Origin of the sequence: Leptolyngbya sp. FACHB-671 (assembly GCF_014695745.1) — a bacterium.
Taxonomy (GTDB): domain Bacteria; phylum Cyanobacteriota; class Cyanobacteriia; order Elainellales; family Elainellaceae; genus JAAUTN01.
Window position 1 is genome coordinate 86,077 of the sequence record NZ_JACJOV010000137.1, and the last position, 15,276, is coordinate 101,352.

Sequence of the window (15,276 nt, forward strand, 5' to 3'; positions counted from 1 at the left end):
TTCTGGGTGACTTCTCTAGGGGCTAAAGGACGACTAAAAAAGTAGCCCTGCATGGCATCGCAATCGATCGATTGCAGGAAATTCCACTGCTCCAATGTTTCTACCCCTTCGGCAACCACTCCCAAATTTAAACCGTGTCCTAAGGTGACGATCGCTTGAATCATCGCTGCATCTTTAGGACTGGTGGCAAAATCTTGGATAAATTCGCGTGCGATTTTAAGCGTGTGGAGTGGAAACTGCTTTAGTGTAGCGAGCGATGAATAGCCTGTACCAAAATCGTCAATTGAAATATAGATGCCCATCTCTTGCAATTCTTTAAGGACTGAGATAGTCAACGGCAAATCGTGCATCGCGATTGTTTCAGTAATTTCTACTTCTAAATAGTGCGGATCGAGTCCTGTGTCTGATAAAACTTGAGTGATTAGCCGAGCCAAATTGGGTTGAAACTGGCGACCTGAGAGATTTACGGCAATCCGAATAGGGGGAAATCCGGCTAGTTGCCACGCTCGATTTTGGGCACAGGCAGTTCGCAGCACCCACTCACCAATGGTGTTGATTTGTCCGGTTTCTTCGGCGATCGCAATAAACTGATCGGGAGGAACAAGTCCACGTTGCGGATGCTGCCAGCGAATCAGTGCCTCTAGCGCCACAATTTGTCCGGTTTGTAAATTGACTTGGGGCTGATAGTGCAACAGGAACTCACCTCGCTCCAACGCTCTGTAAAGGTCGTTGACCAATACCAACTGATCTAACGCCCGGAGGTTCATATCAGCAGCATAAAGCTCAAAACTGTTTCTGCCTCGTTGTTTGGCTCGATACATCGCAGTATCTGCATTCTTAAGCAATGTCTCAGCATCTTCACCGTCATAAGGCGCAAGTGCAATCCCGATGCTCGCTGTGATGTGTAACTCCTGCTGCTCAAACTGGAACGGAGCTTCCAGCACAGTGAGAATTCTTTGAGCAATTTTAGTAATATCTTCTGCGGAATAAAGGTGGGGCAAGATTAGGGTAAATTCATCGCCGCCCCAACGAGAGATGGTGTCACTTTGCTTTAGGCACCTAGCGATTCGTTGTGCCACCTGTTGTAATAGTTGATCTCCAATGGCGTGTCCCAATGTATCGTTAATCGACTTAAACCGATCTAGATCTAGAAACATAACCGCTAGCATCTCTTCATACTGATGAACATGCTCTAGCGCCAAGGTGAGACGCTCGTCAAACAGTAATCGGTTAGGCAACTCAGTCAATCGGTCATGGGAGGCTTGATGTCGTATCGTATCTTCTACGCGCCTTTGCATCACTGCCATATATAGATGAGTTCCCAAAGCTTGAGCCAGCTTAATTTCCTCTGGAGTCCAACTTTGAGGGATTGTTTGCTGCCACGCCGCGGATGCATCCTGTATGTGACTGCCGTGTTCATTCTGCTCCAACCAATGCTTCCATAGGATTTCTGGACCAATCTCCTGACGAAAGATGCTTAAACACCCAAGATATTGCTGTTGATATTGAAGCGGCACGATTAGAATGGCGCGAATCGAAGTGGCTTCAAATGCAGGGGCTAAAGCTTGAAATTGAGCATTGTGGTCACGACTGTGAATGCTACAAGGATAGTGATTGGGGGAAACTGTGTTGTACTGACTGTGCTGACTAATCGGGCAAGGAACAGGTGCAGTGACCGCCAGGCGAGATTGAGGTGACAATTTGTAGGCGATCGCTTCGTAGCAGTCTGTGGATACTGTCAATGAGCCAGCGACAATGCCCATTGCCTGTTGCCAAAAATGGCTCTCTTCTAGCTGCACTAGCGCGGGCTGATCTCCAGAAGTGTAAAGTTGAGCCGCTTGTCCCGTTGAGTCGGCGGTAATGTAAAGCCGACCCCCAATTCCTCCAAAGGCGCGAACGGTTTCATCCAGCACCGTTTGTCGAATTTCTGATATCTCACAGGGGGAGTGAAGCAGGCGACTAATGCGGTTAAGAGTCGCTTCATATTCGACTTGTTGCCGAGTTTGACCCAGTAGATTAGCCTGAGCAATGGCAATTGCCACATGAGTTGAGAGCTGTTGGAGCAATTCAATTTCCCAGGGTTGCCATTCACGAGACTGCTTGCACTGGTGAGCGATCATCAGCCCCCACAGTTCTTCTTTGTGTAGGATGGGGACAACCAGCTTTGATTTCACGCCTAACTCTCGCAGGGTTTCGACTAGGCAAGAGGATATTTCATTCTGTTCGATGTCAGTGATGGCGCGAATCCGCCCCTGCTGATATATCTGGTGACAGCTTAAGGGAAAAATCTCTTCGGGCAAGGGGTGATCGAGCAGCGATGTGCATCCAGGAGCAACTGCTTCGTTGGTTACATATCCGGTGCCATTTGGATGAACTCGATAGGTCAAAACCCGATCAGCTTGTAGAAACTGCTGAATCTCTGAGACAGTCGTATTGAGAATCTGATCGAGATCCAAAGACTGGCGAATCCGTTGAGCAATCTCACTGATGAGATGTTCTCGTTCAACCTGCTGCCGCAGCGCTATTTCTGTTTGCTGGCGGTGAGAAATTTCATCCTGGGCTTGCTGGTAAAGTTCTGATTGGTTAATGGCGATCGCCGTCTGAGTTGCCAATTGTTTCAGTAACTCGATCTCATCCAGGTGCCACTGGCGAGATTCGCTGCACTGCTGAGCCACCAGCAATCCCCATAGTCTTGCTTCACTGACAATCGGTACTGCCAGATTCGCCCGCACCTGGAATCCTTCTAACAACTCCCGATGACAGGGGGTCAGGTTTGCGGTGTGAATGTCTGCAACCGCCTGGACTCGTCCCTGTTGATAAAGATGAATGTATGTTTCGGCAAAGTGGCGATCGTAAACCAGCGTACCCGTAATGGGGTGCCACTTCGAACCGACCGACTCTACTACCACATAGCCACTACCGTCAGGTTTTAGCTGGTAAATCAGCACGCGATCGCACTGAAGAAAATGCCGAACCTCGGATACTGTGGTATTGAGAATTTCTTCAAACTGAAGTGAGTGATGAATCCGCTGAGCCATTTCTGCAACTAAGCTTTCTCGCTCTGATTGCTGTCTTAACATCTCTTCTAGCTGCTTTCGCTCGGTGATATCGTTGCGAATTGCAACGTACTGGTAAGGTTTACTCTCGCCGTTCAGAAATGGAACAATAGTAGTATCAACCCAGTAATATGTACCGTCCTTCGCCCGATTTTTAATCTCACCTCGCCAAACTTGTCCTTGAGCAATAGTGCTCCACATCCTCTGGAAGAACGCTTTAGGATGGTAGCTAGAGTTGATAACGCGGTGATTTCGCCCGATCAGTTCCGCTTTGGAATATTGAGAAATCTTACAAAACTTATCGTTGACGTAGGTAATCGTTCCTTTAGCATCAGTAATAGCAACAATTGAAGATTGGTCAAGTGAAAACTTAATGTCTGCTAGCTCTTTCAGAGATCTTTGCAGTGCCCTCTCAGATGTTTTGCTCTTGTTCAGATCCCGATCGCTTGCATCTTTGATTGCTGCATAACTACGCCGCAGTTCTAGTTGGCTCATAACGTGACGGCTGAGGGCTTGCACGGCTTTGATTTGCCCTGCTGAGAGTTGACGGGACACCCGGTCAATCACACACAGCGTTCCAATTCGATAGCCTGCTGGCGTCACCAGAGGAAAGCCCGCGTAAAATCGAATATGAGGCGCACCCGTGACTAACGAGTTTGTAGCAAATCTTGGGTCTAAAGCAGCATTCTTGATAATGAATGGGTCTGATTGCAGAATTGCGTAGGTACAAAAAGCGATGTCGCGATGGGTTTCTGATACGGCTAGCCCTACTTTTGACTTGAACCACTGACGGTTTTGATCAATTAGACTGATTAGAGCAATTGGAGTACTACAAATGTCGGCCGCTAGTTGAGTCAAATTATCAAATTCAGGTTCAGGCTCAGTGTCAAGAACTTGGTATTGATAAAGGGCGTTGAGCCTTGCGGGCTCATGCTCAACTACTGGAACACACATTTTTCTGATTCCTGATTACTCTGTGGGTTGCGCTATGGACAGGTTACGTACGGCTGATGAGGTATGGAATCAATCATCTCAGCGGTAGTTGTATCGTAAAGCAGGTTTGTCCACTCCCACTTTCGATATAAATAGAGCCGCGTAGATGAACAAGCATTTCTTTGACTAAGGTTAACCCCAGTCCTGTACCGCCTTGTTTCCAGCGATCGCTATTGGGAATGCGATAAAACTTATCAAAAATCCGAAGCTGTTCTTCGACCGGAATTTCAACTCCGGAGTTCCTAATTTCAATTTGCACACATTCTGAACTCGATCGAGCATGGATTGAGATAGTTTCATGAGGTGGTGTGTATTTGCAGGCGTTGTGTAAAAGCTCGGACAGCACACGGTGCAGGGTGTCTGAGTCAGATACTATTGTTGGAAGGCAAGGCGCGATTTGAAGTTCTAGCGTGATTTGCCGTTGCTGAATGCGGTCTTCAAACGGGCGGATCAAATCTATCAGCCAATCCCTTAAATCAATTGCATCTACCAGATCTAAGGATTGCTTTTCAGACGCTAGTCCAGACTCTAATCGCTGTAATTCTAGCAAGTTGTTGACCAGGGTAAGTTCTCGTTCGCACTCGGTTTGCAGAATCTTTAAATGAGTCAGCGTTTTGATGTAAGCAGGATTTTGTTGCGAAGTATCACCGCTATCAGATCTTCCTGCCGCTAGTTGATGCTCCAACATGTGGATTGCTAATTGCATATTGGCAAGAGGCGATCGCAAGTCATGAATCGCCTGGTTCAAAAAGTTGTCTTTTACCTCATTGAGTTGCTTTAGCTCTTCCACTTGGCTTTGGGCTGCCTGGTAAAGGCGTGATTGCTGGATGGCGATCGCACATTGCTTCGCAACTTTTTGCAGCAAATGGATTTCAAGTTCTGTCAATGTTTTAGATGTTGCTTGAATCACCCATAGGTTTCCCAGGTTTTCATCATTATGGTTAACTGAGCAGGCAAACAGTGTGAACTTTTCTTCAGGCAAATTTGTGTTGAAACAGAACTGAAGATAATCTGTTGCTCGAAGACAATGATTAATTTCCGGATCGTGATCTAGCGAGAGAACTTTAGTTTGAAAGCTAGAAGTAGGGGCTTGGGACGAGGAACTAGAGATCAATCTTTGTTGATCAGTATCTGTTCGTAAGACAATGTAGCAGTCTGCCTCTAATTCTAGAGCTAGCTCTTGCACGACAGCGTTTAAGCTGAAGGTTTCATCCAGCGAAGCTCGTACTGTCTCGCTGATGCGAGATAGTGTTTGTTCGATCTCTAATGCTTGTTGAAGCTGTACAACACAACCCTGCATCTGTGCCTTTAAATCAACATCGGTTGAGCTCAGACTAGACAAGAACTGTGAGCAAATTTCAGGAAGTGATTCTGGCAGGGATGTTAGCATCTTGCTATCCATTAACAGGTGAGGAGATGTGAAGGAGATTGGAACTAATGAAAGGATTGGAAGTTTGAAAGAAGTGTGGACACAAGCAATCATCAGTAAAGCGTCAGTAAATAGTGTTGATGCTTCAAAGCATCTAGACACAGCTACTTAACAAATAAAGAGAACTTCCTCAATTAGCAGGCGATCGCCTATCGAAGCGTCTTCTAGCAATGCAGCCTTGATGGGTTCCCCTGCTTCCAGTGTTCCATTCACTGTAAAGTTAAAATCTTGAGTAAATATCAATCCTTGGCTTTGTAATCTTTCCGTTACGATAAATCGCGCAACTTCCATTAAATTGAGTTCCGGTTCTAGATGTTGGTGATGATGCAAGATCCAGCGACAGGCTTCTGGATCTTGTTCGGCTAATTCGTAGATCGCTTGTAGCAAGGCATCTCGGATGTAGCTGGGACTGGGTAAAGCAGTCAGAAACTTCTTCAGCGATCGGATTGCCGCTAGGTTTTGAGTTTTGAATACTTCAACAGCAACGCCTTGAAACGCACTGTAGTTTTGGGGCTGTCTCGCCATTTTTGGAATTCCTTCACTAGAACGAGAAGGTGAGTGAACTAAACAGACAGCTCTCATGCAATCTGTACAGGCAGGTAATACAACCTGTTGGGATTGGTTAGGGCTTATGGGAACTGCCTTTGAAGCAAGAAATTGAGGCACAGGATTGCTATGACATTGGATTATCAGATCGATAATTTGGTATTGCACAAATTGAGAATGATGCGGAAATTCCTAATATCCGAATTGCCCGCTGTAGGGGCACGGCATTGCCGTGCCCCTACGACATCATTCGTTAAATGTGCAATGCCGATGATTTGAAGCTAAATCGAGAGTGTGAAAATTTTGTGACAGTGTCCCAAACCTTATCTATTCTTGCCAATTCAGGATTGCTCGAATTTGGGCAATCAGGGCTGGTATCTTGAATGGTTTAGTAATAATTCCTGCAATGCCCAGTTCTACCAGGGGTTGATGTTCTGCGGGATTTGCCTTGGCGGTCAGCATAATAACTGGAATTGATCGCGTTTCTGGATTCTCCTGCAATCTTTGAAAGGTGGCGGCTCCATCTAGATCGGGCATCATCACATCCAGTAGAATTGCGTCGAATGGTTCTGCCTCAGCTAGGTTCAATCCCTCAGCTCCAGAAGCTGCGGTTAACACCTCCCACCCAGCCGCCGCTTCTAAGCTGAATTGGATAATTCGCCGTGCTCCGTCTTCGTCGTCAATGAGCAGAATCCGTTTTGGCATGGCTTCTTTAGTTTTCTGCTGAAAAAGGTAACGTAAAGTGAAGGCTGCTTCCCTGATCTAAGCTACTCGTGGCCCAAATGTCTCCCCCATGCTGCTGCACAATACTTTGGCAGATGGCTAGTCCTAACCCGGTTCCGCCTTTCTTGCGAGAGTCTGAGGCATCGACCTGCTGGAATCGCTCAAAGATGCTCTCTAGTTTATTGGTAGGAATGCCGCGTCCCTGGTCACGAACCGTAATCAGGATATAGGGTGGGAAAGTTTGTAGTGGCTGTTTTGCTTGCTGATTTGTTTCTGCTTGCTGACTGGTTTGAGCCTCTTTGCAGATCTCGGCAGTTAGCCAAATTGTACTGTGGGCAGGCGAGAACTTGACCGCGTTACTCAATAGATTTGTCAGGACTTGGAGAATGCGATCGCCATCAACCTGCAAAGTGACTGATAGAGGCTCAACGGATAAGGTAATCGCTGCTTGAGTGGCTGCAAGCTGCATAAAGTCAGCTGCTCGGTTCATCAGTTCTGCTAGATTCCACGATTTTTGCTCCAGGCGAATTTTGCCCGATTCTAACCGTTCCAAGTCCAAAATATCGTTCACTAGGCGAGTGAGGCGATCGGTCTCGGCTGCGGCAATGCTAAGGGTTTCCTTTCCTCGCTCTGATTCGGGTTGAATTAAACCTGTGGATAGTAATTCCAGTGCGCCACTGATCGAGGTTAATGGAGTTCGCAGCTCATGGCTGACGATCGAGATAAACTCAGCTTTCATCTGGTCCAGGTTGTGGCGTTCGGTAATATCTTCACCAATGCTAATCGTGCCAATGGATTTCCCTTCTGCATTTTGCAGTAGTGTATTGTTCCAGGCAATCATGCGTTCCTCTCCAAGCTTGGTTACGATTGAGTTTTGGTAGTGTGGATGAAAACCTTGTTCCAACACTTCCTGGAAACAAATTTGGACGGTGGATTTTTGGCTCGAAGGAAGGAAGTGGTTAAACCAGTATTTCCCTAACACTTCCTCTTTTGTATATCCGGTTAGCTTTAGAAAGAAGGGATTGATGTACTCGACGTTGCCATCCTGATCTAAGCCAACAACTATTAGCTGCACATTGTCTAAAAGAAAGTGCCAGCGTCGATCGGCTTCTACCAGAATGGCTTCGGCTCGTTTGCGATCGCTAATTTCAGTCACAATTACTCCTACTCCGACCGTTTGAGTCTGACTGTCGTCATCCAAAATCGGAAAGTAGGATGCCAACCAGTGCCGGATTACTTCGGGCTGGCTTGGCACGGCTGTGGCAATCTCCATGTCGAGAATTGGCTGTCCTGTCGTGAGAACCTGCTGGTGCAGAGGGGTTACAACAGGAGCCAGTTCTGGTAGTAATTCTGTGGCTGTCTTACCAAGGTGAGCCTCTACCGAGTGTCCATCAATTGCTGCAAGGGCTTCGTTGATTTGGATAAAGCGCAGACCTTGATCGTGAATGCATAGCCCAATCGCTGCTGAAGATGCTGCATTAAAAAAGTTATTCAAAAGGTTGCTCGTTCTTTGAAGTTCAGCGGTTCGCTCAGCTACCCGTCGTTCTAATTCTGCATTTAGCTGTTTCACGGCTGCTTCTGCCTGTTTGCGCTCAGTCACATCTCGGGTCACTGCTAAAACCAGGGAGCTTGTTTCATTAGAGGTGTGTAGGGGTACTGCATGAGACTCTAACCACCGTCGAGTTCCCTTTAATCCAGTGATTTCAAACTCAAGGGTCGTAGTCTTTCCCCGGGCGACTTGTTGCGTGAATTCTAGAAACGCTTGCTGCTGAGCGAGTTCAATTAGGGGGCAGATGCACTGACCCAACACTTGTTCTAAGCTATCAGCCTCAATCATTGCAAGTCCGGCGGGATTCATGTTTTGCAAAATTCCGTCAGCCGTAATTACCTTGACGCATTCCGGCTCGGCTTCAAAAATCGCCCGAAATTGTTGTTCGCTTTGCTTTAATGCAAGCTCTAACCGTTTGCGATCGTCAACATCCATTAACGTTCCGCTCATGCGAACTGGCTTATCCGTTTTGTCATAAAAGGCTTGCCCTCTGCCTTCAACCCAATGAACGCTGCCATCTCTCCAAAAGATACGATACTCATGTTTATAGATACTGTGCTCTTGAATGGCAGTTTGAACGGCTTGATTTAGCTTTTCTCGATCGTGTGGATGTACGCAAGCCTCAAATGTTTCAAACCGACCATCAAATGTATTGGGAGCAAAATTCAACAGTTGCTCATGTTCTGGGCTCCAGGTAATCTCTCCGGTGATTAAATTCCAGTTCCACATCCCCATGCGGGCAGCGTGCATCGCAAGTCGCAGTTGCTCTTTCCTTTCTTGCAGGCGGCGATCGCTGATCTGCTGAATCTGATGCCGAGCATTCCTCAATTCTGAAATTAGGTAATTAATCAGAAATGAAACAATGGCAATCAAACTTAATCGCAGCAGTCTAGCTGGGTCAGTGATTGGGAGCGAAGAGGCTGAAGGGAGAAAGAAGTAGTCGCTTGAGAGCAGGGAGAGCAATGTTGCGAGTAATCCCGGTTTGGTGCCACCGATCCAGGTGCTGATGGCGATCGCTGCGTAGAATAAGCTAAATGATACCGAGGCAATCAGGGAGTAGAGTAGCTGGGTTAGAACAGTCGCCACAACAACTGACAGCACCGCGACAGCATAGGGGGAGGTGTGACGCATTTTGCTCAACATGGCTGCTTAATTCTCCATTCCCCGTAATTTTTTCAACACCATCGCATGTTCTAATCGTCGGATCACTCGGGCTACCAATTCTGCTGCTCGGATGGGTTTGCTAACATAATCGTCTGCTCCTGCCATAAATACTTGTTGAATGGTTTCGTCATCATTACTAGCAGAGATCATCAGAATAGGTAAATCTCCGAACCGTGAATTGTTGCGAATCTTCTGACACAACTCGATGCCATTTGTCCCTAGCATTTCGATATCTAGCATGAGCAGGTCGGGTTTCACTGCTTCTAAGCTGCTCCAAATCTGCTGTGGGTCATTCAGTAGTGCCACCTGAAAGCCCCAAGGCTGCAACATAGACTGCATGAAAGCTAAGAGCTGAGTATCGTCGTCTACAATCAGTAATTGCGATCGCTGGGGTAATGCAAGCTTCTCTGGTGAAGAACTGGAATGATACCCTTTTTCAGTTGTTGACGGTGATTGCATTTGAGGAAACGGCTGTATTGCTTGGCGCAACTTTGACGTTAATTCAAGCAAATCCGCTTGCTCTGGCTGATTCAATAGGGCTGTTTTAAGCAGTTGCTCAATCTGTCCTGACATTTCAGAAGCATCGTCCAGATCAAACAACCCTAAGGAACCTTTAAGCGTGTGGGCTTCTCGCTGCGCCTGCTGTCGGAGTTCCTCGCTGAGCAAGTTAGTTTGTAAGGCGGAAACTGCCCGTTCAATCACTGAGAGGCGATCGCTGTACTGCGCCCGATACTGCTCCCAGAAGGGATTGGTCGGGATAGAAGAGTAAGGAGATAGCGAAGTAGGCTGTTGGGGGATATCTGCCTCTCCTACCGCTGCGGATTCTCTTGCAATCTGAGCTTCCTTTAACCGATAGCCCAATCCATAAACTGTCTCCAGCCAATCTTCAACGCCAATTTCCTTAAGCCGCTTGCGTAACCCTTTGATTTGCGCTCGAACTGCATTTTCAGTTGGCGTATCCTCTAGCATCCAAAGATGCTCGATCAATGTTCCATGACTAAAAATGCGCTGAGGATGCCGCAGGAAAAGCTCTAACAGGCTATATTCCTTGGAACTGAGATGAAAGGGTTGACCTTGGTAGCTAGCCTGACAAGCACTGGGGTCTAGCTGCAACTGTCCCCATTCTAAGCAGGGCGATCGCCCCACATTGCCTCGGCGCAATAAGGCTCGAACTCGCGCCAAGAGTTCATCCAGGTTAAAGGGTTTGACAATATAGTCGTCGGCTCCTGCATCTAGCCCTGCGACTCGACTGCTGCTTGCACCCTCAGCCGTCATCAAAAGGATGGGAGTATTAAGATTAAACGGTTTTAGCGAAGAACGTCTTTCATGCCGCAATCGTTGGCAAAAGCTGATTCCATCTAGCTTTGGCAACATCAGATCCAGCAGAATCAGATCATACTCAAAAGTTTCTGCTAAATCCCATCCTGTCTGCCCATCTGCTGCGACCTCAACTAAGTAGTGTTGGGCTGTTAAGGACTGTCTGAGTAACTCAGCGATCGCTTGATCATCTTCAATCAGCAACACTCTCATGGGAAAGTCTGATCCTTAGGCAGAATAGGGAGATTTGGGTCAAGCAGTTTCGTACCTTTTGATATCCGGTTTTTGACGGGTTGTTACTCGGTGCAATGCCAGTAGAGCAGTCCTGTTTCCCCCTTTAACCCTGAGTTAGAGACGCGATCGCTTCTAACTGAAAGTTATTGACCAGGGATGTCATGCTCTCAACCAGCAGCAGTTCGTTATCTGGAATTTGGGCAATCAACTGATGTAATTTCTCATCGTCTAAGTCAAGTGCAGCTTCATGAATCTGGTTGATCCATTCGATTGGCATTGCCTCAAAGTCTTGTGGAGCAAGCGTTTTTCGGATTGAACGAGATGGTGTTTGCGGTTCGTCTTTGTAGCGGTAGTGAACTCCTAGATGACGAGCGATCGCCTCAAAAACAGTGCTTTCTGTGAATGGTTTGGCAATATGTTCATTGCAGCCTGCTTGGAGACTGGCAGTGCGATCGGTTTCAAAAGCGTAAGCCGTAAGCGCAATGATGGGAATTGGTTGTCGCTGCTCAGAGGTTTCCTGAGCGCGAATCTGCCGAGTTGCCTCATGCCCATCCATTCCTGGCATTTGAATGTCCATCAGAATTAGGTGAGGGTGCCAGGATTGCCACTGGGCGATCGCCTCTTCGCCATTCTCAGCTGTACGGACTTCAAACCCAACGGGTTCTAGCAAAGCCTTTAAGAGTTGCCAATTTTCAGGAACATCCTCTGCAACTAAAATCCGGTAAGTGGGCTGCCCTGGCTCCAGACCTATCACCAGATTGGCAGTCTCTGACTCAACTAGATCGACTATGTCTGGACAGTGTAAAAGAATGTGACAAGTGAAGGTTGACCCCTGGTTGACTGTACTTTGAACCGTAATGTCGCCTCCTAGCAAGCGAGCAAACTGGCGGCTGATTGACAAGCCCAGCCCGGTTCCCTGAGCATAACGCCCCTGCTCAGTTTGCATAAAGGCTTCAAAAATCGACTCCCAGTCACTGCTATGGATGCCGCACCCCGTGTCTTCAACTTCAAAGGCGAGAGTCAGCGCACGGCAAGGTGATGAAGTGTTGGGGTAACAGGTGCAGCTTGGTTTACTCGTCTCTGCTGGCTTGGTTCGCACCTGAATAGTAACGCTGCCTTGCGTTGTAAATTTGATCGCATTGCTGATCAGATTAATCAAAATTTGCCGCACTTTTGCTTCGTCGCTGCACACATAGTGAGGAACACTTTGATCTTTCTCTAGTGAGAAAGTTAGCCCTTTCTCACTGGCTTTGAGTGCAAACATTTCGTGGAGCGATCGCAGCAACTGGTGCAGATTAAAAATCTTTTCGGTTAGAATCAGCTGCCCTGCCTCAATGCGAGACATCTCTAGCACGTCATTAATCAGGGTTAGCAGATGTTCTCCACTGCGGTTAATGATACCTAAATGCTCCTGGAACTCTGGAGGCGTACTGGTACTACGGTTCATCATTTGGGCAAACCCCAGAATCGCGTTCAGGGGGGTTCGCAGTTCGTGACTCATTTTGGCAAGAAAGTGGCTTTTGGCTCGGTTGGCGATCGCTGCCCGTTCAGCAGCTTGCTCTAATGCCGACTGAGAGAACTCCAACAGAGCCAGCATCAGCGTACTCCGCATCATTCTTGCCGCTTCGATCTCGACGGATTGCCAGGGCAGCGATGTTTCTTGCACCGTTTCCTTCCACAGATCAAAAGATTGGCGGGGACACAGTTGCGGTTCACCTGACTCATCAATCTTCACTGCATCCTGTGGGTTGCCCGCCCAGTTCACCGTTTGGATTTGCTCGGGTCGGAACCAGACTAAGTGGTAAGACTTTTGGTGCAGCACGATGGAGATCGCCAGAATGCCACTTGCGGTCTGTGTGAATGCTCTGGCGGGCGGGTAGGGTCGCACCAGACAGTTGGTTAGGTAAATTTCAGGCTGGTTGAGTTGGGGCAGCCAAGTGAGAAGATTTTGAACTGCTTCCAAAGGTGGAGTTTGCCCGATCAGTAAGATCTTTTGATCAAGGGCGATCGCCACTCCTTCGGCGCGAACCAGATTAAGCAAGTCAGCAGCATTACGAGTGAGTACCTGTTGAATGAAATTTGGCTCCCGCAAAAATGCCTGCTGAAGCTTGTCTTGAATTGTTTGGACCTGAGTACGGTAACCCTCCAATTCTCGCTCTTGCTGGTGGACGAGTTCAATTGAAGCAAACTGCCCGATAAATTCACAGGTCTTACGCGTTTGATAATCGATCTGTTTAGGGCTGTAATGGTGACAGGCAATCAGTCCCCACAGACGTTGATCATTGATCAGTGAAATTGTGAACGTCCCAGCAACCCCCATGTTCTGCAAATATTCAATGTGATAGGGAGAAACGCCTCGTAACACACAGTCACGCAGGTCTGTTGGTGTTTCAACTGAGCAACCGTCAGCCGCAATGAGAGCGACAGGGCTATAATGAACGTCGGGAATTTGCCGCACCCAGTTGCGAAGAAACAGCCTGCGGGCAGGGGCAGGAACATCAATCGCTGGAAAGTGTAATCCTAAAAAGCTCTCTAAGTGATTCTCTTTTTCTTCTGCAATCACAACTCCATGATCATCTGCTTCAAATCGATAGATCATGACACGATCAAACCCTGTCATTTCTTTTACTTGTGTAGCCAGGGTTTGGGCTAAGTTACTGAGACTCGCTGCACTGCGGAGGCTCAAAACTGTAGCTTGAAGGCGATGATAAAACTGAATGGAATCGGAGCTATCAGCAGGAAACTGAGGCTCCAGTTCTAGGATTAGAGAATTTTCAGTTCGGTGCAGAATGCTTCTGAAGGTTTGTGTCTTCACCTTCGGCTCTGCTCTCTCAGGGGAAAAGGCTTTGATCCGTGCTTTTAACTCAAATGGATTGCACAGTTCCAAATTGTCTTGTTGCAGGAATTGGGCAATTCGTTTGACTTGAGTGCGAGAAAAGAGCCGCTGTAGGGATTGCCCAACCAGGGCGGCGGCGGAAATGCCCCAAAACTGCTCCACATTTTCACTGATCTGCAAAATTTTGAGGTCGGGTTGCAGCACCAACAAAATGCCATACGGCTGAATATAGCCAGGAGCATATACCGATTCTTCGCTGCAATTTTCTAATGTAGTTAGTAATGCAGGCGTAAATGCAGATTGTTTAAAGGCAGTTAAGGCGTTCATTTCAACAAGCACGACTGGATTCAAAGGGGATAAATGCAGAGATGAAAGTTATGGGGAAGGATTGCTGTGAATCGGTGAAACAATCTGCTCAAACTAAAACTTATTGGCAAGTTGCATTAACTGGACGTGCAATGAGGCAAATTCTGGTGAGATTTGGGATAGCTGGTCTGCGATCGCCCCATCGTCCCCATGCACTGCTGCATTTTCCAGGGCCGCCAGCTAATCTGTTGCCAAGTAGGCAAGTGAAGTTGAGTCAAAGAGAGCTGGTACATCTGCATTAGTCCTATATGAATCAGCAGGCAACGGGTTGGGATTGGAGGGTCGCTCAGCGTCAAGATACTCTAAATCTAAATATTCCCGCATCTTAAGAAATATTGTTTCGCCTTGCAAAGGTCTACTCATGTATCGTTACAGCCTGCGGTCAGGACGATCGTGCGATCGCAATGTGTAATTGATCCTGCACAAGGAATTGTTGCCACAATCCTAAAGCTGCGATCGTAGCAACAATTCCTAACTGCAGGGGTAGCCACTGATGCAGGTAAACTCTTTTGAACCAGTGGCACTTCTGATATCTATGCGGTTGATTCACTAAACCTAGAAAACGCAAGTTTAATGCAATTTCTCAAATGGTAACGAGCGATCGCTCTGCATTTGCCAGCACAAAACGTCGCTCCAATGAAGCTGAAACTAAATTCAAGCTGGGTTGCATCAAGGGCATTTCTTGCCAGCAGCTCCGACAAAACCAATAGGTTTGGTTATGACGAATATGACGCAGCATCTGATCAGAGCAGCAGGGACAACTTGCCATAAAACCTCATCCTTTTTATTTTAAAAAAAATTCATTGATTTTCGGTGATGTTGAGTCGCTCCTCGTGACTCTGTTGAGGAAATTCCTGATGTTTTCACCTTAGAAATGAAATATGGGGATCTGGTGAGGAAGGTCTGAATGTTAAGGAAATGATTCAGATTGAAATACTTTGCAAAGGAAAAACAACCGTAACGATATGTATCGATAACGCAATAACTACTATCTTCCTTTAAGCGCTGCAATTTCTAATCTCCAGGGAGCGAGCAGACTGGACAACAGTGCTAGTATTCCCAG

Annotated in this window: 10 protein-coding genes and 2 pseudogenes; all 12 read right to left on the reverse strand. The window is 47.2% G+C overall.

Annotation, left to right across the window (positions count from 1 at the left end; genetic code table 11):
• Positions 1-38: 38 nt before the first annotated feature.
• Positions 39-1,307: pseudogene (locus H6F93_RS35390) on the reverse strand (putative bifunctional diguanylate cyclase/phosphodiesterase); the annotation flags it as partial.
• 340 nt (positions 1,308-1,647) lie between these two features.
• Positions 1,648-1,776: a hypothetical protein gene (locus tag H6F93_RS34770; RefSeq protein WP_277882873.1), complete on the reverse strand. Its 129-nt coding sequence runs from the start codon at positions 1,774-1,776 to the stop codon at positions 1,648-1,650.
• Between the two features lie 22 nt (positions 1,777-1,798).
• On the reverse strand, positions 1,799-1,984 hold the full coding sequence (locus tag H6F93_RS33465) for a hypothetical protein (RefSeq protein ID WP_206755756.1): 186 nt from the start codon (positions 1,982-1,984) through the stop codon (positions 1,799-1,801).
• A 52-nt stretch (positions 1,985-2,036) separates the two neighbouring features.
• A pseudogene (locus H6F93_RS35395) lies at positions 2,037-4,010 on the reverse strand (GAF domain-containing protein); the annotation flags it as partial.
• Positions 4,011-4,083: 73 nt separating this feature from the next.
• Positions 4,084-5,439 carry a GAF domain-containing sensor histidine kinase gene (locus H6F93_RS21850; RefSeq protein WP_190685269.1) on the reverse strand — a complete coding sequence of 452 codons (1,356 nt, stop codon included), beginning with the start codon at positions 5,437-5,439 and terminating at the stop codon, positions 4,084-4,086.
• Between the two features lie 147 nt (positions 5,440-5,586).
• Positions 5,587-6,003: a hypothetical protein gene (locus H6F93_RS21855; RefSeq protein WP_190643806.1), complete on the reverse strand. Its 417-nt coding sequence runs from the start codon at positions 6,001-6,003 to the stop codon at positions 5,587-5,589.
• Between the two features lie 348 nt (positions 6,004-6,351).
• A complete protein-coding gene (locus H6F93_RS21860) occupies positions 6,352-6,729 on the reverse strand; it encodes a response regulator (RefSeq protein ID WP_190643807.1) in 378 nt (125 codons plus the stop codon).
• A 7-nt stretch (positions 6,730-6,736) separates the two neighbouring features.
• Complete coding sequence (locus tag H6F93_RS21865; protein ID WP_190685272.1) at positions 6,737-9,439, reverse strand: PAS domain S-box protein; 2,703 nt, start codon at positions 9,437-9,439, stop codon at positions 6,737-6,739.
• A gap of 6 nt (positions 9,440-9,445) precedes the next feature.
• The gene (locus tag H6F93_RS21870; RefSeq protein WP_190685276.1) at positions 9,446-10,990 is read right to left on the reverse strand and encodes a response regulator; all 1,545 of its coding nucleotides are present in this window, start codon (positions 10,988-10,990) and stop codon (positions 9,446-9,448) included.
• 124 nt (positions 10,991-11,114) lie between these two features.
• The gene (locus H6F93_RS21875) at positions 11,115-14,186 is read right to left on the reverse strand and encodes a response regulator (RefSeq protein ID WP_199313884.1); all 3,072 of its coding nucleotides are present in this window, start codon (positions 14,184-14,186) and stop codon (positions 11,115-11,117) included.
• Between the two features lie 81 nt (positions 14,187-14,267).
• Positions 14,268-14,369 carry a hypothetical protein gene (locus tag H6F93_RS35890; RefSeq protein ID WP_524537993.1) on the reverse strand — a complete coding sequence of 34 codons (102 nt, stop codon included), beginning with the start codon at positions 14,367-14,369 and terminating at the stop codon, positions 14,268-14,270.
• A 427-nt stretch (positions 14,370-14,796) separates the two neighbouring features.
• The gene (locus H6F93_RS21885; protein WP_190685284.1) at positions 14,797-14,982 is read right to left on the reverse strand and encodes a hypothetical protein; all 186 of its coding nucleotides are present in this window, start codon (positions 14,980-14,982) and stop codon (positions 14,797-14,799) included.
• Positions 14,983-15,276 lie beyond the last annotated feature (294 nt).